This is a genomic window from Marinovum sedimenti, assembly GCF_054052205.1.
This window is the reverse complement of sequence record NZ_CM133223.1, coordinates 2,375,885-2,399,651: the sequence shown is the minus strand read 5'-3', so window position 1 is coordinate 2,399,651 and position 23,767 is coordinate 2,375,885. Positions and strand designations below refer to the sequence as shown.

Genomic DNA, 23,767 nt, shown 5'->3' with positions numbered 1-23,767 from the left:
GACCCCTGCGGGCTCTAACCCCGTCAAACGCGGGGGACATCATGGACGCAACCAAACGCAAGCGCATCTGGGGCTGGTTCTTTTTCGATTGGGCCAGCCAGCCGTTCAACACCCTACTGCTGACCTTCATCTTTGGCCCCTACGTCAAGGAGCTGGTCGGCGACGGCACCACCGCACAGGCCGCCTGGGGCTATGGCATCGGCGCCGCCGGTCTGGTGATCGCGCTGTTCGCCCCGGTGCTTGGCGCATTGGCCGACACCTCGGGCCAGCGCATGCGCTTTATCTGGCTGTTTTCGCTAATGTATGTCGTCGGCTCCGCTGCGCTGTGGTTTGCCGCGCCGCAGGATTTCAACCTCGTGCTGATCCTTGTGGCCTTTGCCATCGGTCTGATCGGGATGGAGTTCGCCACGATCTTCACCAACTCGATGCTGCCCGATTTGGGCACCAAAGAAGAGATCGGCCGGATCTCGGGCAATGGCTGGGCCTTTGGCTATTGCGGCGGGCTGGTGGCGCTGGTGATCATGCTGACCTGTTTTGCCGAAAGCGCCGACACCGGCAAGACGTTGATCGGCATCTCGCCGCTGTTGGGGTTGGACGCCGAGGCGCGCGAAGGCACGCGGTTTGTCGGGCCGCTTTCAGCGCTGTGGTACGTGGTGTTCATGATCCCGTTCTTCCTTTGGGTGCGCGACCCCAAGCCCGCCAAACCCGTGCCCGGCGCGCTGAACATCGCGTTGAAGGATCTCAAACGCACCGTCAGCAAATTGCCCGAGACACCGTCGCTGTTTGCCTATCTGGCAAGCTCGATGTTCTACCGCGATGCGCTGAATGGCATGTATGTCTTTGGCGGCATCTATGCGGCGGGGGTGCTGGGCTGGTCGGTTGTTGATGTCGGCATCTTCGGCATCGTGGCGATCATCGCCGGGGCGCTGTTTGCCTGGCTCGGCGGCATCTGGGATGCGCGGTTCGGGCCCAAGCCGGTGATCATCGCCGCGATCTGTGCCCTGACCTTTGCGGCGGTGTCCACGGTGCTGGTCTCGCCCACATCGCTCTATGGCGTGGCGTTGCCGGAAGGGTCCAACCTGCCGGACATCGCGTTCTATTTCATCGGCGCGGTGATCGGCGCTGCGGGGGGCGTGATGCAATCGGCCAGCCGCACCATGATGGTCCGCCAAGCCAACCCGGCGCGGATGACCGAAGCCTTCGGGCTTTATGCGCTGACCGGCAAAGCGACCTCTTTTTTGGCACCGCTGTCGATTGGGATCATGACGCAACTGACCGGATCGCAGCAATTGGGCGTGTCCCCGCTTATCGCTCTTTTCCTAATCGGGCTTTTGTTGCTACGCTGGGTAAAACCAGAGGGAGACCGAGCAGCATGGGCCGAGGTCCGTTCAAAGTAACCGCCGTTACCCTGTTATTGACGCTTCTGGCCGCCTGTGGCGGGTCTCAGGGCGCATCGACCAAGGCAACGCTCGCCAGTGCCCAGCAGCCGACGATCGGCGATTCGATGGGGGTGCTGTCGAGCAAGCAGGCCAAACAGCTTTTCGGGGCCAAGCGCGCCGGATCAAACCAATCGCCCGCGCCTTATGGCAGCTATGCCAAGGGCTGTCTGGCGGGGGGTGTGCAACTGCCCGAAACCGGCCCGACCTGGCAGGCGATGCGGCTGAGCCGCAACCGCAATTGGGCGCATCCCGAAGTGATTGATTACGTGCGCAAACTGTCGGCGCGTGCGGCGCAGCTTCCGGGGTGGAACGGCATCTATGTCGGTGACATGTCGCAACCGCGCGGCGGGCCAATGCTGACCGGGCACACCAGCCACCAGATCGGGCTTGATGCCGACATCTGGCTGCGCCGGACGTCGAACCTCGAGCTGTCGCGGCAGGCGCGCGAATCCCTGTCCTCGACCTCGCTGCGCCGGGCCAATGGGGCCTATACCAACAGCGATTGGACCCCCGAACACCACGCCCTGCTGAAAGCGGCGGCGAGTGATCCGCGGGTGGCGCGGATCTTCATCTTTCCCGGTGCCAAGGTGAAGATGTGCAACGACGAAAAAGGCGACAGGTCCTGGCTGCGCAATATTCGGCCGTGGTGGGGGCATCACTACCACTTCCATGTGCGGCTCAAATGCCCTGCAGGGGCCAGTGGCTGTGTCAACCAATCGGCACCGCCCCCCGGTGACGGCTGTGCCGAGGCGCAGGGCTGGGTTGACCGTATTCTGAACCCGCCGCCACCCGACCCCAACGCACCACCGCCCAAGCCGAAACGCGAACTGGTGCTGGCCGATCTGCCGCTGCAATGCGCCAGTGTGCTGGAGGCGCAGTAGGGTCAGATGAAGCAAGTTTTGAAGGCGGCCAGCCTTGGGTTGGCCGCGATGGCGAGCGGCTGTATCGCAGCCGAAAACGTGCCGTTTGCACGGCATGCGCAAAGCTTTGTCTGGCAGAGTGAAGCGCCCGCGTTTGGCGGGTTTTCCGGCTTTGATTTCACCGGCGACGGCGATGGGTTTGTCACGATTTCGGACCGGGGGAGCTTTATCGAAGGGCGTCTTATCCGCGAGAAGGGTCGGATTGTCCGGATCGAAAGCACCGATCCGCAGCCGTTGAATGACACGGCGGGCAAGCCCAATACGCGACGCAAGACGCAGAATGACAGCGAAGGGCTGGCGATTGGCGCGGACGGGAAGCGCTTTGTGTCCCTGGAGGGGATTCACCGGGTCTGGACCTATCCCGATATGACGCGGGCCAAAGAGCTTCCCTCGCACGCCGACTTTAACGGGTTGCAAAACAACTCTTCGCTCGAGGCGCTGGCGGTGGATGATCGCGGCTGGCTGTATACGCTGCCGGAGCGGTCAGGCGAGCTGACCCGGCCGTTTCCGATCTATCGCTACCGCGATGGGGTTTGGGACAACACGCTCAGCATTCCGCGTATCGGAGGGTTTCAGCCGGTTGGGGCCGATTTTGGGCCGGACGGCAAGTTCTACCTGCTGGAGCGCGAATTCTCCGGCATCGGCTTTCGCTCGCGCGTGCGTCGCTTTGGCCTGACGGCCACGGGCATTGGGCCGGGCGAGACGCTGTTCACCAGCCGCCTTGGGCAGCATGACAATCTTGAAGGGTTGGCGGTGGGTGAAACGCCCACTGGAGAGATCCGGCTGACGATGATCTCGGACGATAATTTCCGGGTGTTTCAAAGGACTGAGATTGTCGAATACATTGTAAACCGGCGCTGAGGGAGCCTGATCCATTGATGGATCAGTGCCGATCTGTTGACAGATCGGTGTGCGCCCGAGGCAGCGGCGGATGTGGGATGCCACAGCTGTGGCGGGCCTGGCTGGCGATGATCCTGGGCGATGTTTTTGCGCGTTTCAGCGGACCGAGATCGTCAATTGCTTCGTAAATTGGCGCCGAGGGAGCTGATCCATTGATGGATCAGTGCCGATTTGTTGACAGATCGGTGCGCGCCCGGCGCAGCGGCGGATGAGGAATGGCACCGCTTTGGCTGAGCGAGATCGTCGAATACGGTGTTAACCGGCATCGGGGCTGCCTGATCCATCAATGGATCAGATCCGATCTGTCAACAGATCGGTGCACGCGCGACGCGGCGGCAGATGAGAAATGGCTTGCGCTGTGGCTGGGCTGGCCGTATGCCCCGCCCGTTCCCGGCGATCGGGGGCCAAGTCGCCGCAACCTTGCTAAAACGGGCATCAGATATGAACCGCACCCATCTTCCTGGCATTCTTGCCATGGCCGCCATTGTCGTGGCCTCGAACGTTCTCGTTCAATTTCTTATACTTGACGGCCTCCTGACCTGGGGCGCTTTCACCTATCCGCTCGCGTTCCTTGTGACCGACGTGATGAACCGCGTCTATGGCGTGACAGCTGCACGCAAGGTCGTGCTGGCCGGCTTTGTGACCGGCGTGATCTGTTCGCTGATCGGCTCGCAGATCATGTTGCAGGGCGATGGCTATACCTATGCCGCCGTGCCGCTGCGCATTGCTGTGGCCTCGGGCTTTGCCTTCCTCGTGGCGCAGATGACCGACATCGCCGTGTTCAACCGTTTCCGCGAAGGCCGCTGGTGGCGTGCGCCGCTGTTGTCGACACTGGTCGGCTCGGCGCTCGACACCGCTTTGTTCTTCACCATCGCCTTCTCCGCCAGTGTCGCGTTTTTCGGCCCCGATGCCGATGCCGCGATCAATTGGGCGTGGGAGTCGGTGCCGTTTATGAACGTCGGACCGATGGCACCGCTCTGGGTCACGCTGGCCTTTGCCGACTGGCTGGTGAAGCTTTCGCTGGCGCTGGTGGTGCTGATCCCGTTTCGGGCAATCGTTGCGCAGCTGGGAAAAAATCGCGCCCTCGCGTGAAGATTTCCTTTTGAAATTTCGTTTTGCCGTGCCATGATTCTTATGTGGAAACAAATCGAAAGGAGGTGCTTCAGTGTCGAGAGAGGTATTGGAGAAAGGCGTCGGAACAGTTCGGGGGGATGCCTTCTAGGGCAACCCTTAGGGGGAAGCGATCCCCGAATTGGTAGGACCTAACCGGCCCCACCTCCTGACATTCTCGAAGGGCCATGCCGCTGGGCGTGGCCCTTTTCGTTTGCCCATCGTTTCGGCCCTGAGTTTTGTACAATTGGGGCAAAGTGACCTATGTATCTGTGCAAATGCCCGAAGAGTTCCTGTGCCATGCCCCTGACCATCAACCCGCAGATCGAAATCGCCGATTGGGAGCTGACCGAGCAGTTCGTCCGCTCCTCTGGCCCCGGCGGTCAGAACGTTAACAAAGTGTCAACGGCGGTGGAACTGCGGTTCGAGGCCGCCCGGTCGCCATCGCTGCCCGACGCGGTCAAACACCGGCTGCAACGGATCGCGGGGCGCAAGTGGACACGCGAGGGGGCCTTGGTGATCCAGGTCGAGGACACCCGCTCGCAAGCGCGCAACCGCGAGATCGCCCGCGAGCGTCTGGCCGAGATGGTGCGCAAGGCTCTGGAGCGGCCCAAGCGGCGGATCGCAACGCGGGTGTCGCAGAACCAGAAGCGCAAACGGGTGGATGCGAAGAAGAAGCGGGGCGAGGTGAAATCGATGCGGGGGAAGGTAGAGGAGTGAACACGCATCACATCCACCAAGCAAGACCGGCTAGTGCAACAATGACAGCCCCGCTGCACCGTAGAATTACTGGCGCGTTGACGAGAAATTTACCCGGGCGAAGGTCGCGTGGTTTGCGAATATCATTGGCGCGAAGCACCGGCAGCACCCAATCGCCAAAGTGCCGGGCACGCACGCCACGCGAGTGCCCATATTTGAAGTAACGATCTGTGATTGGGGAATTGTTAAACCCCACTACGCCGGTATGCCAATAGGTGCCGGGTCGGACAGCCGCAAGCACGACTGGCCAAGGATCAACGACACCGCATTCATTAATTAGATTGGCGCTACAAGATTTGAGTCGGCGATCATCATCCATGTGGCAGATGGATCCAACGAAGAATACCCAATCGAACTGTGATTGCACCGCTTTCGGCAGTTCGGCAAAGATTTTCGTACCGTGGCTATGGCAAATTATCGAGACTGCGTCGAACTCACTTTCTTCCAGAATGTCGAGAATTCGATCTTTAATAAGCGCTCGCCGAATATCCGCACCGTGCCTCAGCACCAGCCCTCTCAGCCCCATCATCGCATGGCTGACCGCCGCGTACTTAATCGAGATATCCCGAAACCCCGCTGAAACCGCCTCGTAATCCGACCAATCTCCGGAAACGGAGAATATGCCGTGAAGGCACACCACGAGATGCACGATCGGCGTCTCGTCCTCCAACGTAACTTCAGGCAGGAAAGGATCTGGCTCTACGAAGATCGTCTTCAAGGCAAATGATTCCGAGTTAATACAACTCAGAACTATAGCCTCAAACCGCCATTCCGTCAGAAGTTTTTAACCGACGGCTCTTCGGGGCATGGTTTCGAAGAAATCTTCGCTCTCTTGCATCTCATGAGAGCCGGCCCCGCACTTCGCTTCCGCCGCGTCAGCCCCCAACTCGACATTATTCAAGGCAGGCAGCTGCAGCGCGTATCGGATTTCGCTGTCCTGCTCCGTGGAATACACCTCACGTCCACACCTGCGTTCGCGAACCATCCATTCCAGCGCGGTAAATGCGTTGTTAAAAAGCTCTTTGCGCGTGTGAATATCGCAAGCCTCCATCACGGCATTCAGTCTTGCGACTTCTTTAGGTGAGAGATCCAACTGGACCCTAGTAGTAGATTTGGTCATAAAATAAGCCTCTACTCTTTGTGCAGTTGCGATATGGTAGGTGCCTCCACCCGGTGGAATTTAACAGTGGTCTTTCAGCCATCTCAACGCACTGGAGCTATAAAAGTTCCGATATTGTAATCATTCATCAGCCTCGGCACGGGTACACTACACGGATTTTCCTATCGTTCAATACTCAAAATGAGTAAATAATGAGTGTACACACAGTGTTTCCAGAACGCACACAGTGTTAGCGCTGACACCTTTGAAAATCACACCACCACCTCAATCCGCTCCTGCTCTCCGACGCCGAACACCCGCTTGTAGCGCGTGATCTCCTCTGTTGGTCCCATCGCCTTTTCGGGGTTGTCCGAGAGTTTGACAGTGGGGCGGCCTTCTGCCGAGACCGCTTTGCAGACCAGCGAGAAGGCGTCCAACCCGCCGTTCGGGACCAGACCGCGGAAATCGTTGGTGAGGTTGGTGCCCCAGCCGAACGACACCCGCACCCGGCCTGAGAATTGTGCGTGCAGCGCGGCGATGGTGTCGACGTCCAGACCGTCGGAGAAGATCACCAGCTTGTCGCGCGGGTCTTCGCCGCGGGCTTTCCACCAGTCGATGGCGACTTCGGCGGCTTTGGCCGGGTCGCCGCTGTCGATGCGGATGCCGGTCCAGCCCGCGAGCCAATCCGGCGCGCGGTCGAGGAATCCTTGGGTGCCATAGGTGTCGGGCAGGATGATGCGCAGGTTGCCGGAATGCTCTTCTTGCCAATCGGCCAGCACGTCGTAGGGCGCGCGGGCCAGAGCCGCGTCATCCTTGGCCAAGGCGGCGTAGACCATCGGCAATTCATGCGCGTTGGTGCCGATGGCTTCGACGTCACGCTCTTTGGCGATCAGGCAGTTGGAGGTGCCGACAAATTTGTCGCCCAGCCCCTCGGTCATCGCCTGCACGCACCAATCTTGCCAGAGGAAAGAGTGCCGGCGACGGGTGCCGAAATCGGCGATACGCAGGTTATCGACTGCGCGCAATTGCTCAATCTTTTCCCACAGCTTGGTCATCGCGCGGGCGTAAAGCACCTGCAATTCAAACCGGCCCATGTCGTTTAGCACCGCCCTGCCCCGCAGCTCCATCAGCACCGCCAAAGCCGGAATTTCCCAGAGCATCACCTCGGGCCACGAGCCTTCAAACGTCAGCTCATACTGGCCGTCGCGCTTTTCGAGATGGTAGGCGGGCAGTTGCAGATTCTCGAACCACTCCATGAAATCCGGGCGGAACATCGAGCGCTGGCCGTAGAACATATTGCCGCGCAGCCATGTGCTTTCGCCGCGTGACAGCGAGAGCGACCGGATGTGATCGAGTTGTTCGCGCAGCTCGCCTTCGTCGATCAACTCGGCCAAGCGGACCGTTTTGCTGCGGTTGATCAGCGAAAAGGTAACTTGGGTGTCGCGTTTGTTGCGAAACACCGATTGGCACATCAGCAGCTTGTAAAAATCGGTGTCGATCATCGAGCGGACAATCGGATCGATCTTCCATTTGTGATTCCAGACGCGGGTGGCGATATCGACCATGTTCGGCCCTTTCGGTAGAGGGATCAGCGCAGCGTGGCGCCCGCATCCTGCATGTTGGTCTGGGAGGCGGCCAAAGAGCCGTCGAGGTCGATGGCGCGGCAGTGCTCGGTCAAAACGGTGACGCCAAAGCCGAGGTTTGCGGCATCCACCGCCGAGAAGGCGACGCAGAAATCGGTGGCGAGGCCAACCAGCGTCAGATCGGTGATGCCACGGGTGCGCAGATAGCCCTCAAGCCCGGTGGGGGTTTCGTGATCATTCTCGAAAAACGCCGAGTAGCTGTCGATCTCGGGGCGGAAGCCTTTGCGGATGATCAGATCAGCGCGGGTGGTATCAAGGCCGGGATGAAAGGCAGCGCCATCAGAGCCTTGCACGCAATGATCGGGCCAGAGCACTTGGGTACCATAAGGCATTTCGACGGTCTCGAACGGGGCCTTGCCGGTGTGGCAGCTCGCGAACGAGGAGTGCCCCGCCGGGTGCCAATCCTGGGTCAGGATGACGGCGTCAAACTCTGCCATCAGCGTGTTGATCGGGGGCACGATTTCATCGCCACCGGCCACCGCCAGCGCGCCGCCGGGGCAGAAATCGTTTTGCACGTCGATCACGAGTAGTGCGCGCATGGGGCGGCCTCCGTTTGGTCCCTTATTTGCCACAGCTTAGAATCGCCATTCCGGAATTGCCATGCCCGATCCTTGGGGGTATAGCCGCCGCTTCTTGGTGGTCCGGAGGGGCAATGATGGCGCGACTTGGCATAGATTTTGGAACCTCCAATACCGGCGCGGGCATTGTGTCCGATGGGCGCCCGCACGCGATCCTGCTTGAAGATGGCGCGCAGACCCTGCCGACGGCGGTGTTTATCGATTTCGCGGATCAGAAGTTTGTCTATGGTCAGGCCGCCGCGCGCGCGATGATGGAGGGGCAGGATGGCCGCTTTATGCGCGGGCTGAAAAGCATCCTCGGCACGCCGCTGGCCCGCGAAAAGCGGCGATTTTTGAATGAACGGCTGACGCTGATCGAGGTGATCGGGCGGTTTTTGGCGGAGATCCGGGAGCGGTCGGAGACCTTGACCGGGCAGAGCTTTGATGCGGCAGTGTCGGGACGGCCGGTGAAGTTTCACTCTGAAAGCGATGAGAAGGACGCGCAGGCCGAGGTCGATCTGCGCGAGGCTTACGCTTTGGCGGGGTTTCGCGACGTCGAATTCCTGCCGGAGCCGGAGGCGGCGGCGCTGGCAGTGGAAGGCGATGGGCGGATGCTGATCGTTGATATCGGCGGCGGGACCTCGGATTTCACCCTGTGCGAACGGACCAACGGCCAAACGCGGGTGATTGCCAGCCGGGGTTTGCGGCTTGGGGGCACCGATTTTGACCGCAGCCTGAGCCTTGCGCATGTGATGCCGCTTCTGGGGCACGGGGCCGAGATTGGCGCGGAACTGGGGAGCAAGACCCACGCGGCCCCGCGCGCGCTGTTTCAGGATCTGGCGAGCTGGGAAAAGATCGCCTTTGTGTACGAACCGGCGCTGCTGCGCGAGGTCAAGCGCTGGGTGCGGCTGGCCAAGGAGCCGGTGCTGTTTGAGCGGTTGGCCGAGGTGCTCGACATGCATCTGGGGCATGACATCGCCTATGCGGTCGAGGCCGGCAAAATCGCGGCCAATGATGGCGGGCGTGGCGATATCAAGCTCGATGTGGTCGAGCGTGGGCTGCACGTCGACCTCTGGGATATCCAGATGCAGAGCGAGCTGGCAACGGCCTCGGATCGCATTGGCGAGATGGCCTTGGCCACGCTGAGGGATGCCGATTGCGCGCCGGGGGATGTGGATATGGTTGTGTTTGTCGGCGGGTCGAGCCTGCTGTCGGGGGTGCGCCGCGCGCTGGCGCAGCGCTTGCCAGAGGCGCGTCAGGAAACCGCCGAAGTCTTTACCGCCGTGGTGCACGGCCTTGCCATCGCGGCACGGTGAGCCACTGCAATCTTGCCTGCCCGCGATCAGAGGCGTAAAGCCAGCCCCATGTTCATCGTCGCAGCGCTTTATCACTTCACCCGCTTCACCGATCCTGCCGCCATACAGGGTCCGCTCAAATCCCTGTGCGCCGCGCAGGGGATCACCGGCACGCTGCTGCTGGCGTCGGAGGGGATCAACGGCACCATCGCCGGAAGTCGCGCTGGCATCGACGCGGTGCTGGCCCATATCCGCGCGCTGCCGGGCTGTGCCGATCTGGAGCACAAGGAAAGCACCGCGACGGAGCAGCCTTTTGCCCGGATGAAAGTTCGCCTGAAGCGTGAGATCGTGACGATGGGCCAACCCGATGTAGACCCGCTGGCCAAGGTTGGGCATTACGTCGAGCCTGCCGATTGGAACGCCTTGATCCAAAGCCCCGATGTGGCGGTGATCGACACCCGCAACGATTACGAGGTCGCCATCGGCACCTTTGACGGCGCGGTTGATCCCGAAACCGCCAGTTTCCGCGACTTTCCGGCGTGGTGGGAGGAGAACAAGCATCGCTTTCACAACAAGCGCATTGCAATGTTCTGCACCGGCGGCATCCGCTGCGAGAAATCGACGAATTATCTATTGGGCCAAGGGGTTGAGGACGTCTACCACCTCAAGGGCGGTATCCTGAAATATCTCGAAGAGGTGCCCGAAGCGCAAAGCACCTGGCAAGGCGACTGCTTTGTGTTCGATGGCCGGGTCTCGGTTGGCCACGGCCTCACCGAAGGGCCGCATATGCTCTGCCACGCCTGCCGCCGCCCGATCCTGCCCGAAGATCGCACCCGCGACGGCTATGAACATGGCGTGTCCTGCCATCACTGCGTTGCGGAAACCACGGACCAAGACAAAACCCGCTTCCGCGAGCGCCAAAAACAGATCGAACTCGCTCGCCAGCGCGGCGAAAAGCACCTTGGCGGCGACTACGGGGTCTAATCCCTTCTTCTGTTTAAAAATATCGCGGGGGAGGCCGTAGGCCGGGGGCAGAGCCCCTCTTTTCCTTGCGTCCTGCCAGACACTCGATCATATTCAAATATGACAGTATGTTTGGGAGGACAGGTGCCATGGTGCAGACACGCAGAGAGTTTTTAGCGGGCTTAAGCGCGGCGGCAGGGCTAATCGCGGCCGGGCCGGTTTGGGCGAGCACCAAGGTCGGCACCATGCAGATCGACACGCTGAGCGATGGCAATCTGGTGCTGCCCGGCGATTTCATCTTTGGCCCGATGCTCAAAGACGATCTGGCCCCGATCATCGCCAAATATGACCTCTCGACCGAGACTTTGACTCCCGAGTGCAACCTGACGCTGATGCGCAATGGGAGCCGGATTGTACTGTTTGATGTCGGCGCTGGCCCTGATTTTCAGCCCTCGGCAGGCAAGCTGATGGAGGCGTTTGATGCCATCGGTCTCGACCCCTATGACGTGACCGATGTGGTGGTTACTCACGGGCATCCCGACCATATCTGGGGGCTGATGGACGATTTTGGCGATCCGATGTTTCCCATGGCCGAATACTACATTGGCGATCGTGAGTTTTATTATTGGATGGACGACACCACCGTCGATACCATCGGCACCGCGCGGCAGTCCTTTGCCGTGGGGGCGAAACGGCGGTTTGAGGCGATTGCCCAGCGGGTGATCACCTTTCGCGACGGCGAAGAGATCCTGCCCGGTGTGCGCGCCCATGCCAGCTTTGGCCACACGCCGGGGCATATGGCGTTTGAGCTGCGCAGCGGGTCCGAGTCGCTGATGGTCGTGGGCGATGCGATTGGCAATCATCATGTGGCGTTTGAGCATCCGAGCTGGGCCTCTGGCTCGGATCAAGATCCTGAGCTGGCCGCCTATTCCCGCAAGGTTCTGTTTGAGATGATCACTGCCGAGAAAATGCGGATGATCGGCTTTCACTTGCCCGGCGGGCTTGGCCATGTCGACACCCACGGCGATGGGTATATTTTTGTGGAAGAATCGGCATGAAATACGTCGTTTTGGCCACTGTTTTCGCGGCCTCGCCTGCCCTCGCCAGTGAAGATATTGCGGATCAATATCCGGGGTCGCTGCTGTATTCCAAGCCGGTGGAATTCATTCCAGGCGTCTGGTCCGCGATTGGCGCGACCGCTGCGCCGACCTATGAAAACGCGGGGCATAACAACAACCTGAGCTTTATTGTCACCGGCGAGGGTGTGGTGGTGATCAACGGCGGCGCGGCGCATAAGCTGGCCGAGGCGCTGCACGATGAGATCAAGCAGGTCACCGACCAGCCGGTGATTGCGGTGTTCAATGAGAACGGTCAGGGCCATGCCACGCTGGGCAACTCTTATTGGGCCGCGCAGGGCGTGCCGATCATCGCGCATGAAGACGCGGCGCATGAGGTTGAGGAGTACGGCGCGCAGAGCCTGCAGGGTATGATGCGTTACAATCGCGAACAGGGCGACGGCACCGAGATTACCCTGCCGAGTGAGACGTTTGACGACGCCTTTATCCTTGAGAAAGGCGATTTCCGCATCGAGGCGCGCTATCTTGGGCCGGCGCACAGCCCCGGTGATATTGTGATCTGGTTGCCCAATCAGTCGCTGGTGATTTCGGGCGATATGGCGTTCCACGAACGCATGTTACCGGTGTTTGAGCACACGATCACGGCGGATTGGCTTGAGACTTGGGACACCGCGTTTGAGCCGCTGAACGCCACCTATGTCATCCCCGGCCACGGCCACCCGACCAACATGGATCAGGTGCGTAAATACACCAAGGGCTATCTGGAATACCTGCGGGCGCGCATTGGCGAACATATCGACGACGGCGGCGATCTGGCCGGGTCGTATTATGTGGATCAGACGCCTTATGCCCATCTCGACACCTATGAGGAGCTGGCGACGAAGAACGCGGGCCGGGTGTATGAGCAGATGGAGTGGGAATAGCGCGGCGCTGAAACGCCTGCGCTAGAAGGCCGGTTTTAGAAGGCGACGGCCTCGGCGACGATGCTTTCAAGCAGCGCTTCGACTGCATCCATCGGGCCGTCGGGGTAGGTGCGATAGCCGATCTCGACGGTGCCGCCCGTGTCGGTCACGAACACCGAATAGGGGCAAAAGGCGATCAGCGTCGGGTCGGCTTCCATCACCTCGCGCGAGACGCGGGCGGAGCAGAAGATGAAGGCCTCGGCGTTGTCGAACAGGGGTTTGCCGTCAAAATCTTCGCGCGTGCGGTCGAGCATTTCGCCGATGCGGCTGCGGTAGTCGATCACCAGACCTTGGTTGACGATGGCGTTTTCAACGGAAAACAGCGCGTCGTCAAAGCTGCCGTCGTAGGGTTCGAGGATGGCGTGGTCATCGGCGAGCACCGGAGACGCGATCAGGGCCAGGGCGTAAAACAGTTTCATGTGGGATCTCCTGTCTGGTGGCCAAAACGGGCGGCACCTGAATGCCGCCCGATGTTGTCTTGGATCATGACCGATCATGCGCCCTCGCGCCAGTAAAGCGCGATGGGCTTTCATGCGGTCACTCGGCGGGATGCGCCTTGAGGAACTCGACAATCGCGTCGAGATCGGAGTCTTTGCGCAGGCCCGAGAACGACATTTTGGTGCCCTTGAGATAGTCTTTGGGCTTGGCAAGGAACGCCTTCAGCTCTTCTTCGGACCATGTGAGGCCCTCGGCCCCCGCATCCGACAGCGCGCTGGAGTATTTGAAGCCGTCCGCAGCGCCCGCAGCGGCACCGACGATGCCATTCAAGACCGGACCGGTGCGGTTTTTCGCGCCGTCCCCCACCTGGTGACAGGCTTTGCACTTTTTGAAGACCTTTTCACCGTCCGCGACCAGCGCCATATCAAGCGCGGCAGTTTCGGGTTCTGCTTCGGTTGTGACCTCGGCTTCGGCTTCGGCTTCGGTCTCGGTGGCTGTTTCGGCCACGACGACGGGGGCTTCTTCGTTGACCTCGGTCGCGGCCTCTTCGAAGTCCTCTTCCGCGCCGCCTTCATCGGGGGTCACGTCAAGCACGGAGGCGCGCATGGTGATTTCGACGCTGTCCTTGCAGTTTTCCATGCATGGCTCGGCCCGCCACTGGGCGTATTCGGTTTCGGCCCGGTCATCGACGATAAACCCATCGGCGTTGGGCATTTCAACCTCGAGAAAGTTCTCATGGGTGAGGGTGAACTCTTCGTCGACGATGTCGTTGGAATAGAGGATGTAGGCGGTGATCGCATAGACATCATCGTCGCTGAGGGTCTGTGCCGCGCCAAAGGGCATCGAGCGGTGAACATAGTCCCAAACCGTTGAAAGATATGGCCAATACGATCCGACCGTCTTGACCGGATCTTTGCGGTCAAGCGTGTCCCAGCCGCCGGCGAGCTTGGGCCAGTTGCCCACACCTTCGGCAAAATCACCGTGGCAGGAGGCGCAATTGTCGGCAAAGACCTCTTCGCCGGTCATCACGTCGCCCGAACCTTCGGGGAGGCCAGAGCCGTCGGGCATGACGTCAACATCCCACGCGGCGATTTCTTCGGGCAGAGCGGCGCGGCCAAGGCCGTAGGTGCCACCAGAGCCGTCTGCGGCCTGCGCCGCGCTGACGATCAGGCCGCCGGGCGCTTTGGCGGCGCCACTGCCGGGGATGACAAAGGCGACGGTGTCATTGTTTTGCGGCACCAGCGAGATGTTGCGATCAGCGAAATTGATCGCGACCACGGCGCTGACGGTGATGGCGGCGGCAATGCCACCGAACAGGCTAAGATTAGGATACTTCGACATTCTCGGCCTCTCCGTTCGTTTTCACATACCAAGTCTGGATACAGTTGTTGTGGTAGATCGAATTTTCGCCGCGCACCTCGCGCAGGGCATTCTTGGTCGGCTGCACATAGCCGGTTTCGTCGATTGCGCGGGATTGCAGCAGCATCTCTTCGCCGTCCCAGACGGTGTCGAGATAGAAGCGTACCAGCGATTTATTTCCGCCCTCTTGCGCCAGACGCGCGGTCTCCCATGTCTTGCCGCCGTCTTTTGAGACGTCGACGCGGGTGATCCGCCCGTGCCCTGACCAAGCCATGCCGGTGATCACCAGTGGCCCTGTCCCGTGAGTGATGGGCATTTGCGGTGAGGGCGAGGTGACGACGGATTTTGCGTCCATCACCCATGTCCATTTGCGGCTGGTGCCATTGTCCAGCGTGTCGGTGTATTTCGAGGTTTCCTCGCGGCTTTCGACCGGGCCGTTGGTGACTTCGATGCGGCGCAACCACTTGATCCACATGTTGCCCTCCCAACCGGGCACCACGAGGCGCGCGGGGTAGCCGTGTTCCTTGCGCAGCGCTTCGCCGTTGGCCTTGAACGCCACCAGCACATCATCAAGCGCCTTTTCCATCGGGATCGAACGGCCGTTCGAGGAGGCATCCGCGCCTTCGACATAAACCCATTTGTCGGTCAGATCGCCGGTGATCCCGGCCTCGTTCAGCAGCGTGCGCAGCGGCACGCCGGTGTATTCCATGTTGTGCACCATGCCGTGGGTGAACTGGGCGCCATTGAGCTGGGCACCGGCCCATTCCATGCCGGTGTTGGCGGCGCATTCGCAGAAATAGACGTGGTTTTCACGCGGCAAACGCTCAAGATCGGCATAGGTGAAGACCAGCGGTGTATCGACCAAGCCGTTGATCATCAGGCGATAATCGTCTTTCTTCAGCTCAATCGCGCCCGAGTGGTGGCGTTCAAACGCACAGCCCTGCGGGGTGATGGTGCCGTCCAGCGCGTGGATCGGGGTGAAGTTGATCGAGCTGATGGTATCGGCGGTGAGCCATTCGACATTGCGGCGGATCACATCGGATTCGAACTCGATGGGCAGGCCGTAGGGCACCTCATCAACGCCCGCGCCAAGGCCGGTGGCCCAGTCCTGGACCTCGGTGATCAGCGGATCGGCGGTCTGCGCGCTGGCTGCGCCGCCAAGTGCGCCCGCAGCGGCGGCGGCAGAGCCGCGCAGGAAGGCGCGGCGGGTGGGGTTCGGGGTGTCGGTCATGTGGTGCCTGTCTCCCATTTCAATGGATATGCGCCGGACAATCGGCAAAGTTTCTCGGGTTCGCTGCCCGAAGGCAGCGAATTTAGCTGTGTGATGTGAGGGGCTTAGGTCCGGTTTACGGCCGGATGTAGGCGTAGCCCTCTTCCTGAAGTTCGATCAGCCGCACGACGCCGGATTCGACCATGCCGGTTTCCTCCAGCAGCTCGATCTCTTTGCCCGCCTTTTCGCTCATCGCGCGGTGGGTGTTGCCGCAGGCCGCAAACGAAAGGTTTTCATATTGCAGCGACATCGCGGAAATCCGGTCTTCGACCGGGCTTTTGCCCGCGACGAACATGTTGAGGCCGGGACCATAGGCTACCAGTTCGACAATCACGGTGTCGCCGATGGATTCGTAATAGCTGGTGACATTGGCGACGTTGTTGAGCGCCATGTTCATCAATTGCGGATCGTTTTCATCGACATGGAAGGCGACGCGGTGGGTGACGCCCTCGGCCAAAGCGGCGGTGGCGAGGGACAGCATGACGAAGAGGGCGGTGAAGATGCGTTTCATTGTGGAACTCCCTGAGGTGCAGCGGCGTGGGTCACAGGCCTGCGACTTCGACGCTGTCATTATTGGTTACGGTGACGGTGCCCATTTTGCGGATGTGGTTTTCGACCACGTCCCAGATCGGCGGGCCTTCGGTGCCCTCGTTGACGCTTGCCCAACCGGCAACAACATAGTTGCGCGCGGGGTCGATGGCCTCGCCGGTTTTCAGCAGGGTCATCTCGGTGATGCGCTCGCCTTGCGGCTTGGAGATGTCGATGCGGTAGCCCATGCCACCGACGCGCACCATGTCGCCGCCCTGTTGGTAATAGGGGTCGGGGTTAAAGATGTTGTCGGCCACGTCTTCGAGCACGATTTTCAGGAATTCGCCTGTCATTTCGGTGCGATAGGCATTCGGGTAGGTCATCGAGGTGACGTTCCAGATGTCTTCGCGGGTGATCTCTTGGCCGGGGATCAGGGACGGGCCCCAGCGCACGCCGGGCGACAGGGCGATCTCGGCGTCGCGTTCCGACAGGAGCGCATCGCAGATCAGGTCATCCCAGCTGCCGTTAAAGTTGCCACGGCGGTAGAGCAGGCTGTCGGTGGTGCCGACGACCTCTTTCAAATCGTCGATATACGGCGCGCGCTGTTCGTCGATCAGCGCGGCGACCTCGGCGTCGGGGGTGATCACGTCGGAGAAGATCGGGATCAGCTTGTGACGGAAGCCCATCATGCGGCCGTTTTGCACATCGAGATCGACGCGGGAGACGAATTTGCCGTTGGAGCCGGAGGCCACGATGATGGTGTCACCGACCAGCACCGGCTCGGGCAGGGCATCGTGGGTGTGACCCGAGAGGATCACGTCGATGCCGGTGACGATGCCGGCCATCTTTTTGTCGACGTCAAAGCCGTTGTGGCTCAGGCAGACCACCAGTTCGGCGCCTTGAGCGCGGACTTCATCCACCATCGCTTGCATGTTTTCGTCGCGGATGCCGAAGCTGTATTCGGGGAACATCCAGCCGGGATTGGCGATCGGCATATAGGGGAAGGCCTGGCCGATGACGGCGATCTTCACGCCGCCGCGTTCGAAGAATTTGTACGGCGGGAACAGCTCGGAGGGTTCATCCCATTCGGAATCAAAGATGTTCTGGCCGAGGGCGGCAAAGGGCAGGCCTTCGACAATCTCGTTCACCCGGTCAGAGCCGAGGGTGAATTCCCAGTGGAAGGTCATCGCATCGGGTTTGAGCGCGTTCATCACGTGGACCATGTCCTGGCCTTCGGTCTGATAGCAGGTGTAGCTGCCGTGCCATGTGTCGCCGCCATCCAGCAGCAAGGCATCGGGGCGAGCGGCGCGGATTGAGTTGATCACGGTGGCGACACGGTCAAGGCCGCCGACGCGGCCATAGCCCTGCGCCAGAGAGGAGAAATCGCCGGACGAGAGGGCGTAATGTGAGGGCGAGCCGTCTTCGATGCCGTAGAGTTTGCGGAAATCGGCACCGGTGACATGGGGCACTGCGCCCTTGTTTTCGCCAACGCCGATGTTCATCGACGGTTCGCGGAAGTAGATCGGCTTCATCTGCGCATGAATATCGGTGATGTGGATCAGGGACACATTGCCGAAGGTATCAAACTCAAGCAGTTGGTCCTGGGTCAGCGCCTGTTGCGCGGCAAGCCGCGACCAATTGCCAAAACCGGATGCGCCAACAAGGGCCGAAGCGGCCATGGACACCTGAAGAAAATCACGGCGGGAAATCATGCTCGGGTCTCTTTTCCTGAGTTTACTTTACATGCGCATATGTGAATGCGTTGGGGAGGGAAAAACCCCGCACTCCATGAAGGAAGCGCGGGGTCGTGGCCGTTACTGACGAACGGCAGGAGTCTCGATTGACAGCCCGTTGCCGCGCGAGGCGACATAAAGTTCCAGCGCGCGGAACTCATCGGAGCCTTCGGCAAAGGTTTCGGCGCGGGTGTCACGAATGCAGCCGCGGAAACGGTTGTGCTTGGAGATCAGCTTGGCCTGTTTCAGACGGTAGGTCGGGAAACCGTTGGTCTGGCCCTGGGACAGGTGATCGGCGCGGATGTAATTGCCGTTGTTGTCTTCGTGGCAAGACGCGCAGGACAGTTCGAGCTGGCCGTAGCGTGTGTAATACATCTCTTTGCCCTGCTCGTAGAACGGAGCAGCATCGCCATCGACGGCGACGTTGATCGGCATCCCGCGCGACTGGTGGTTGATCGCGGCGACCATGCCCTGCATCTCGGCACCCGACCATTTCCAGGCGTCGGCTTCCATGCGTTCGGTGCGGCAGGTGTTGATCAGGTCTTCCATGACGACAAGCTTGCCGTCTTCGTCAACCTTGGGCATCGAGGTTGCCAGACCTTCGAAGGCCGAAATGTCATCGTGGCAGGAGGCGCAGCTTTCGCCCGCATCGCCCTCGACAACTTCGAATTGATCCAGCGCCTGATCAACAAAGATCATGCCGGGGTTGTCGAAATCATCAAGCTCGAGCGCTTGAGTTTCGTCGGTGCGGTAGTGCCAGCCGGAGATCACCTCGGTCAACGCGCCGTCCAGATGGGCCGGGGCCTCGGTCTTGGTGGTCAACTCAACATCACCGTTGATGATGAGTTTGTCATCGTCCGGCCCGCCCGCCAATGCGGGGCCAGCGACCAAAAGCGCGGCGGCGACCGTAAATGCCGTAAATTTCATGTTTTCCCTCCCTAAGGCTCTGCTGCCCCTTATCGCGGGGTCAGATGGCACGCTGCCCCGGATGAACCGGGGCAGACAGGGGTCTTGATCAGACCGTAATGGATTTGACTTCTTCGTAGACCGAACCGTCGTCATCATACCAGGTGAACTTGAAATCACCGGCTGCCGGCACTTGCGCGTCGAACTGGAAGTACGGGTTGGTCGAGATCGCCGGTTCCATTTTGACGTCGATCACGTTCTCGCCGTTGAAATCACAGGTAAAGCGATTGATGATCGAGCGCGGAATGACGTTGCCGTCGCCATCTTTGCGTTGCCCGGATTCCATCTGGTGGCTGATCAGGGTCTTGATTGTGATCGTCTCACCTGCGCTGGCCGATTTCGGCACCTTGACGCGGGGTTTCACACCTTTTGCCATGTTATTCGTCCTCCGTGTCTCTGGTTAGCCGCCGCAGCCGCCGATGGTGACCTTCACGGTCTTGGATGCTTTCACAAAGCTGCCGTCAGCCATTTTGGCAACGGCAACAACGTCTTGTGTGCCAGCAAGGCGAATACGGGTCGAGGCCGATTGCGCCCCGGCCAGCGGGCCGAAGTTGAACGTGGCCACGGCCGGTGTCGGGTTGCCCGCCGCATAGACGGCAATCGACGTGGCACCGGGTGCCGATACTTCGATCGGCACGGTGTTGCCATTCTCGGCGATTTCGGGGGCTGTGAGTTCAAGCCCGCCCTCGCCCAGTTCGGCACCGCCGGTGAATTCGTTGATCATGTCGTCCACCGATGCGAATGCACGCAGCGGCAGGACAGTGAGAAGCGCGGCACCGGCACCAAGTGCCAGCGTTTCGCGTCGCGTAAAATCCATCATTGCTCTCCTTGGTCTTTCGGGTCGCTGTTATTCGTCGGTGAGCGTCATCAGAAACGCGACCACATCTTCGATATCTTGTGCCGTCAACAGCGGCGGCAGTGGCTCTGTGCCTGCTTTGCCGGTAAAGGCATCGCCGGGGCGGATATATCCGCTTGTCTTGTAGAATGCCGGCATCACCGTGCCGTCATACGTCATCTTGGCATTGGCAACGATGCCGCGCAGTTCGGCCTCGTTCCAGCGCGACCCGACACCGTTGAGCTCTGGTCCGACCTCGCCGTGGAACGGCGCATCGTCGAGCGCAGAAACCGCGTGGCAGGAAATACAGTTGCCCTTGGATTTGGTCTTCATGATGACTGCGCCGCTTTCGGCGTCGCCCGCCGCACCCGAAAGCGATGCCGAGATGGCACCGTATTCATCATAGGCGACGGCTGTTGGTTCGACTGTCTCGGCGGTTGCCCCGCCTGCGATCAGCACGGCACTTGCCAGTGCAATGGTCGTGACCCTCATATTTCCTCCCTGGTAGCTGCCTTGGTCTTTGGTTCCGGTAGCTGTGGTATACCGTAGGCCACCGATGCCTCAGAACGCAACAACAAATTCATTATTGTGAATTAGTATTAACGCCGCCCTTACGTCAGCCCGTGTCGTCAGTCGGTGCGCCCGTTGTCTCGTTCCTGAATCATTCTGGCATGGTATCGCTGAAAGTCTTCATCGTTATCAAGCAGGTATCTCTTTTCCACCACCCAGGTGAACATGTCCAGTGTGGTGCCGGGGGCAAAGGCGCCGGGCATCACCGCGACCGCCGACTGCGGGGCGGTTTGGCCGTCTTCGACCGCTTCGGGCAGGAACATAATGGTCGGGGTAAAGAGAATCCCCCACTTGCGGGCCATGTCCTTTTCGCTCAGAATCTCGCCGTCGAAATCGGTCATTTCGGTGTTGCTGTGCAGGTTCAACTGCACCACGAAATAGTTGTCTTCGATCATCTTGGTGATCTCGGGCTGCGGAAACACCTCTTGGTGCATCTTGGTGCAATAGACACAGCCGCGCTGTTCAAAGAACAGCACCAGCCGTTTGCCCTCGTCATTGGCTTCGGCCAGGTCTTCGCGCAGGTCCTTGAAGGTGTCGCGCAGCCACGGTGTTTTGTGCAGGCCATCGTCGCCCAGTTCGACCGCATAGACCGGCAGCGCCAGCAGCATGGCGACACAGGCGGCCATAAAATATCTCATCTCATCCTCCCCAAAGTGACCCCGGATCAGCCGATGTTCATGAAGACCGGAAAGGTCTCGAGCATCCACTGTGCGATGTAGTTTACCGTATTTGTGGCGATGAGCACGCCAAAGATGATCAGCAGCACGCCCATCGCTTTTTCCACCATCGGCAGGTGGCGGCGGAACCGCGCCATAAAGCGCATGAACGGGCCGATGAACATGGCGGCGGCGATAAAGGGTAGCGTCATCCCGAGGCCATAGACAAACAGCAGCGCCGCGCCGGTGCCGGCGGTGTCTTGGCCCGCTGCGGTGAACAGGATAGCGGCCAGCACCGGGCCGACGCAGGGGGTCCAGCCGAAGGCGAAGGCGAGACCGATGACATAAGCGCCGAGAAAGCTCATGTTTGAGGTTTCACCGGCGTCGGCGCGGAACTGGCGGTAGAGAAAACCGATGCGGATCACCCCGAGGAAATGTAGACCCATCAGGATGATAAGCCCCGCCGCGACATAGCGCAGGATGTCGAAATACTCGCGCATCAGCTGGCCGAAAATGGTGGCGGTGGCGCCAAGCGCCATGAACACCGTGATCACCCCAAGCGCAAAGGCAGTGGCGGCCAGAACCGCGCGCAGGCGGACGGCGCCGGTGATCTCGGTGTTGGCCGAGACCTGCCCCATGCTGACCCCGCCGAGGTAGCTGAGGTAAAACGGCACGATCGGCAGGATGCAGGGCGACAGAAAGGACAACAGTCCCGCAATCAACGCACCTGCAAAGCTTATGTCGAACATCGCGTACAACCTAACTTGTAGAATTCACATATTCAGATTATGTAGTTTATCAGGTCAGGATCAAATGAAACATTTTCGCATTGCCCGATTTGTTACCGCAATTGTGCCGGCGCTGATGCTGCTGGCCACGGTGGCGCGTGCCGAGATGACATTGGTTATGGTCGAAGAACCCGGCTGTGTCTGGTGCGCCAAGTGGAACGCCGAGGTTGGCCCGATCTACCCCAAGACCGCCGAGGGTGAGGCTGCGCCACTTACGCGCATCGACATTCGCGAGCCGACACCGGAAAATATGGTCTTTGACCGCAAGCTTGTCTTTACGCCGACCTTCGTTTTGTTGGTCGACGGCGAGGAAACCGGCCGGATCGAAGGCTATCCGGGCGAAGCCTTTTTCTGGGGCTTGCTGGGCAAGTTGATCGACACCGCCGCGACGATGGAGACCGCCGGATGACTGATGTTTCGGGAACTGAATTGAACGTGCGTCCGTCGGCGGGCCTGCCGGTGTTTGACGAAAACACCTGTGATGATGATCTGGAACGGATGATGGAAAACGCCACCAACGCGGCGAATTTCCTCAAGGCGCTGGGCCACGAGGGCCGGTTGATGATTCTGTGCCACCTGGCCACCGGGGAGAAATCGGTGACCGAGTTGGAAGATTTGCTGGCCGCCCGTCAGGCGGCCGTGTCACAACAGCTTTCGCGTTTGCGGCTGGAAGGGTTGGTCAAACCCCGCCGCGACGGCAAAGCGATCTATTACTCACTGACCGATGACAGGCCGCGCCAGATCATGGAAATCGTCTATGATCTGTTTTGCAGACCGGAGACGCCTGCGCGCTAGATCTGTTGTCCGGTCGGCACTTCGGGGAGGGAGTGTCTGATGCTGGAATGGCTGGGTGAACCCGTTGCGGTGGCCCTTGTCGGGCTGCTGAGCGGCTTGATGCTGGGCCTTGCCGCGCGGCTGGGCCGGTTTTGCACCTTGGGTGCGATTGAGGATTTCTTCTACTCGAGCAGTGACTTGCGCCTACGGATGTGGGGCATTGCGATTGGCGCGTCGATTGTGGGCACCTTTGGGCTGATTGCCTTGGGGTGGCTGGATGCAAGCGCGCCGATCTATCTGGCGCGGGTGTGGAATCCGCTGGCCTCGATCCTTGGCGGGCTGGTGTTTGGCTATGGCATGGCGATCAGCGGCAATTGCGGCTTTGGCGCCTTGGCGCGGCTGGGGGGCGGCGATCTGCGGTCTTTTGTGATTGTTCTGGTGACGGGGATTGCCTCGTATGTGGCGCTGTCTGGGCCGTTGGCGAGCCTGCGGATCATGGTGTTTCCGGTTGAGGAGGCGGCGGTTGTGCCCGGCATCGCGCATAGTTTGGCCGGGCTGTTTGGCACCGAGGCGGCGCCGATTGGGATGTTGATCGGGCTGGTGATCATCCTGCTGGTGGCGCTGCCGAAACATGTGCGCGACTCGGGTGAGACGCTGTTTTGGGGCTTTGTTGTCGGGCTGGCGATTGTGGTGGCCTGGGCGGGCACGTCGTGGATCTCGCGCACCGGGTGGGAGGATGTGCCGGTGGCGTCACATACCTTTTCCGAGCCGCTGGGCGACACCATCCTGTTTGCCATGCTGTCGTCTGGGCTAACGCTGAATTTTGGCATCGGGTCGGTGATCGGCGTGCTTTTGGGGGCCTTCATCGGGTCGATGTTCAAGGGCCATTTCCGCTGGGAAGCCTGCGACGACCCGCGCGAATTGCGCCGCCAACTTGGCGGGGCGGTGTTGATGGGGCTGGGGGCTGTGGTGGCGACCGGGTGCAGCGTGGGGCAAGGCCTGTCGGCGATGTCGCTGCTGGCGTGGAGCGCGCCGGTCACCTTGGCCTGCATCCTTGCCGGGGGCTATATCGGGCTGCGCCAGTTGGTCGTGGGGTTCGCCCCGGCGGAGTGATCCACCGGGGCCGT

27 protein-coding genes are annotated in these 23,767 nt (G+C 60.5%); 12 read left to right on the top strand and 15 right to left on the bottom strand.

What is annotated here, in order from left to right; genetic code table 11:
* Nucleotides 1–41: 41 nt before the first annotated feature.
* From ACW9UO_RS11585 to arfB, 5 genes are all read left to right on the top strand, one after another.
* Entirely contained in the window at nucleotides 42–1,397 is a 1,356-nt protein-coding gene (locus tag ACW9UO_RS11585) for an MFS transporter (RefSeq protein ID WP_457085962.1), read from the top strand.
* Nucleotides 1,373–2,320: a penicillin-insensitive murein endopeptidase gene (gene mepA, locus ACW9UO_RS11580; protein ID WP_457085961.1), complete on the top strand. Its 948-nt coding sequence runs from the start codon at nucleotides 1,373–1,375 to the stop codon at nucleotides 2,318–2,320. Before ACW9UO_RS11585 ends, mepA begins: the two co-directional genes overlap by 25 nt.
* Before the next feature lie 6 nt (nucleotides 2,321–2,326).
* Nucleotides 2,327–3,220 (top strand): esterase-like activity of phytase family protein, encoded by an 894-nt coding sequence (locus ACW9UO_RS11575; RefSeq protein ID WP_457085960.1) that lies wholly within the window; start codon nucleotides 2,327–2,329, stop codon nucleotides 3,218–3,220.
* A 480-nt stretch (nucleotides 3,221–3,700) separates the two neighbouring features.
* A complete protein-coding gene (locus ACW9UO_RS11570) occupies nucleotides 3,701–4,351 on the top strand; it encodes a queuosine precursor transporter (protein ID WP_457085959.1) in 651 nt (216 codons plus the stop codon).
* Between the two features lie 318 nt (nucleotides 4,352–4,669).
* A complete protein-coding gene (gene arfB / locus ACW9UO_RS11565; protein WP_457085958.1) occupies nucleotides 4,670–5,089 on the top strand; it encodes an alternative ribosome rescue aminoacyl-tRNA hydrolase ArfB in 420 nt (139 codons plus the stop codon).
* A 7-nt stretch (nucleotides 5,090–5,096) separates the two neighbouring features.
* Here arfB and ACW9UO_RS11560 read toward each other — a convergent pair whose 3' ends face one another.
* From ACW9UO_RS11560 to pncA, 4 genes are all read right to left on the bottom strand, one after another.
* Entirely contained in the window at nucleotides 5,097–5,846 is a 750-nt protein-coding gene (locus tag ACW9UO_RS11560) for a hypothetical protein (protein WP_457085957.1), read from the bottom strand.
* Nucleotides 5,847–5,912: 66 nt separating this feature from the next.
* Nucleotides 5,913–6,248 carry a hypothetical protein gene (locus ACW9UO_RS11555; protein WP_457085956.1) on the bottom strand — a complete coding sequence of 112 codons (336 nt, stop codon included), beginning with the start codon at nucleotides 6,246–6,248 and terminating at the stop codon, nucleotides 5,913–5,915.
* 251 nt (nucleotides 6,249–6,499) lie between these two features.
* Nucleotides 6,500–7,792, bottom strand: a complete 1,293-nt coding sequence (gene pncB / locus ACW9UO_RS11550; RefSeq protein ID WP_457085955.1) for a nicotinate phosphoribosyltransferase — start codon at nucleotides 7,790–7,792, stop codon at nucleotides 6,500–6,502.
* Between the two features lie 23 nt (nucleotides 7,793–7,815).
* Nucleotides 7,816–8,409: a bifunctional nicotinamidase/pyrazinamidase gene (gene pncA, locus ACW9UO_RS11545; protein ID WP_457085954.1), complete on the bottom strand. Its 594-nt coding sequence runs from the start codon at nucleotides 8,407–8,409 to the stop codon at nucleotides 7,816–7,818.
* A gap of 113 nt (nucleotides 8,410–8,522) precedes the next feature.
* Here pncA and ACW9UO_RS11540 point away from each other — a divergent pair, with 113 nt between their 5' ends.
* The 4 genes from ACW9UO_RS11540 (at nucleotide 8,523) to ACW9UO_RS11525 (ending at nucleotide 12,684) form a co-directional block, all read left to right on the top strand.
* On the top strand, nucleotides 8,523–9,743 hold the full coding sequence (locus ACW9UO_RS11540) for an Hsp70 family protein (RefSeq protein ID WP_457085953.1): 1,221 nt from the start codon (nucleotides 8,523–8,525) through the stop codon (nucleotides 9,741–9,743).
* Nucleotides 9,744–9,791: 48 nt separating this feature from the next.
* Nucleotides 9,792–10,706 carry an oxygen-dependent tRNA uridine(34) hydroxylase TrhO gene (gene trhO, locus ACW9UO_RS11535; RefSeq protein WP_457085952.1) on the top strand — a complete coding sequence of 305 codons (915 nt, stop codon included), beginning with the start codon at nucleotides 9,792–9,794 and terminating at the stop codon, nucleotides 10,704–10,706.
* 128 nt (nucleotides 10,707–10,834) lie between these two features.
* Nucleotides 10,835–11,743: an MBL fold metallo-hydrolase gene (locus ACW9UO_RS11530; protein WP_457085951.1), complete on the top strand. Its 909-nt coding sequence runs from the start codon at nucleotides 10,835–10,837 to the stop codon at nucleotides 11,741–11,743.
* Nucleotides 11,740–12,684, top strand: a complete 945-nt coding sequence (locus ACW9UO_RS11525; RefSeq protein ID WP_457085950.1) for an MBL fold metallo-hydrolase — start codon at nucleotides 11,740–11,742, stop codon at nucleotides 12,682–12,684. Before ACW9UO_RS11530 ends, ACW9UO_RS11525 begins: the two co-directional genes overlap by 4 nt.
* A gap of 35 nt (nucleotides 12,685–12,719) precedes the next feature.
* Here ACW9UO_RS11525 and ACW9UO_RS11520 read toward each other — a convergent pair whose 3' ends face one another.
* The 11 genes from ACW9UO_RS11520 to ACW9UO_RS11470 all read right to left on the bottom strand — a co-directional run bounded on the left by ACW9UO_RS11520 (nucleotide 12,720) and on the right by ACW9UO_RS11470 (nucleotide 21,827).
* Nucleotides 12,720–13,142 (bottom strand): DUF302 domain-containing protein, encoded by a 423-nt coding sequence (locus ACW9UO_RS11520; protein ID WP_457085949.1) that lies wholly within the window; start codon nucleotides 13,140–13,142, stop codon nucleotides 12,720–12,722.
* 118 nt (nucleotides 13,143–13,260) lie between these two features.
* Entirely contained in the window at nucleotides 13,261–14,502 is a 1,242-nt protein-coding gene (locus ACW9UO_RS11515; protein ID WP_457085948.1) for a c-type cytochrome, read from the bottom strand.
* Nucleotides 14,486–15,751: a sulfite dehydrogenase gene (gene soxC, locus ACW9UO_RS11510; protein ID WP_457085947.1), complete on the bottom strand. Its 1,266-nt coding sequence runs from the start codon at nucleotides 15,749–15,751 to the stop codon at nucleotides 14,486–14,488. Before soxC ends, ACW9UO_RS11515 begins: the two co-directional genes overlap by 17 nt.
* Nucleotides 15,752–15,866: 115 nt before the next feature.
* The gene (locus ACW9UO_RS11505) at nucleotides 15,867–16,301 is read right to left on the bottom strand and encodes a DsrE family protein (RefSeq protein WP_457085946.1); all 435 of its coding nucleotides are present in this window, start codon (nucleotides 16,299–16,301) and stop codon (nucleotides 15,867–15,869) included.
* A 31-nt stretch (nucleotides 16,302–16,332) separates the two neighbouring features.
* The gene (gene soxB / locus ACW9UO_RS11500; protein WP_457085945.1) at nucleotides 16,333–18,030 is read right to left on the bottom strand and encodes a thiosulfohydrolase SoxB; all 1,698 of its coding nucleotides are present in this window, start codon (nucleotides 18,028–18,030) and stop codon (nucleotides 16,333–16,335) included.
* Between the two features lie 102 nt (nucleotides 18,031–18,132).
* Nucleotides 18,133–18,978, bottom strand: a complete 846-nt coding sequence (gene soxA, locus ACW9UO_RS11495) for a sulfur oxidation c-type cytochrome SoxA (protein WP_457085944.1) — start codon at nucleotides 18,976–18,978, stop codon at nucleotides 18,133–18,135.
* Nucleotides 18,979–19,066: 88 nt separating this feature from the next.
* The gene (soxZ, locus tag ACW9UO_RS11490) at nucleotides 19,067–19,393 is read right to left on the bottom strand and encodes a thiosulfate oxidation carrier complex protein SoxZ (RefSeq protein ID WP_457085943.1); all 327 of its coding nucleotides are present in this window, start codon (nucleotides 19,391–19,393) and stop codon (nucleotides 19,067–19,069) included.
* A 24-nt stretch (nucleotides 19,394–19,417) separates the two neighbouring features.
* Nucleotides 19,418–19,834 carry a thiosulfate oxidation carrier protein SoxY gene (gene soxY / locus ACW9UO_RS11485; RefSeq protein WP_457088643.1) on the bottom strand — a complete coding sequence of 139 codons (417 nt, stop codon included), beginning with the start codon at nucleotides 19,832–19,834 and terminating at the stop codon, nucleotides 19,418–19,420.
* 30 nt (nucleotides 19,835–19,864) lie between these two features.
* Nucleotides 19,865–20,344, bottom strand: a complete 480-nt coding sequence (gene soxX / locus ACW9UO_RS11480; RefSeq protein WP_457085942.1) for a sulfur oxidation c-type cytochrome SoxX — start codon at nucleotides 20,342–20,344, stop codon at nucleotides 19,865–19,867.
* Nucleotides 20,345–20,481: 137 nt separating this feature from the next.
* Nucleotides 20,482–21,060: a thioredoxin family protein gene (locus tag ACW9UO_RS11475; RefSeq protein ID WP_457085941.1), complete on the bottom strand. Its 579-nt coding sequence runs from the start codon at nucleotides 21,058–21,060 to the stop codon at nucleotides 20,482–20,484.
* Nucleotides 21,061–21,086: 26 nt separating this feature from the next.
* The gene (locus ACW9UO_RS11470; RefSeq protein WP_457085940.1) at nucleotides 21,087–21,827 is read right to left on the bottom strand and encodes a cytochrome c biogenesis CcdA family protein; all 741 of its coding nucleotides are present in this window, start codon (nucleotides 21,825–21,827) and stop codon (nucleotides 21,087–21,089) included.
* A gap of 64 nt (nucleotides 21,828–21,891) precedes the next feature.
* Between ACW9UO_RS11470 and ACW9UO_RS11465 the strand changes: the two genes are divergently transcribed.
* Genes ACW9UO_RS11465 through ACW9UO_RS11455 form a run of 3 tightly spaced genes read left to right on the top strand, consistent with a single transcriptional unit; the run spans nucleotide 21,892 to nucleotide 23,753 of the window.
* Complete coding sequence (locus tag ACW9UO_RS11465; RefSeq protein WP_457085939.1) at nucleotides 21,892–22,275, top strand: thioredoxin domain-containing protein; 384 nt, start codon at nucleotides 21,892–21,894, stop codon at nucleotides 22,273–22,275.
* Nucleotides 22,272–22,661 carry an ArsR/SmtB family transcription factor gene (locus tag ACW9UO_RS11460; RefSeq protein WP_457085938.1) on the top strand — a complete coding sequence of 130 codons (390 nt, stop codon included), beginning with the start codon at nucleotides 22,272–22,274 and terminating at the stop codon, nucleotides 22,659–22,661. Before ACW9UO_RS11465 ends, ACW9UO_RS11460 begins: the two co-directional genes overlap by 4 nt.
* 39 nt (nucleotides 22,662–22,700) lie before the next feature.
* Nucleotides 22,701–23,753, top strand: a complete 1,053-nt coding sequence (locus tag ACW9UO_RS11455) for a YeeE/YedE family protein (RefSeq protein WP_457085937.1) — start codon at nucleotides 22,701–22,703, stop codon at nucleotides 23,751–23,753.
* The last annotated feature ends 14 nt before the right edge of the window (nucleotides 23,754–23,767 follow it).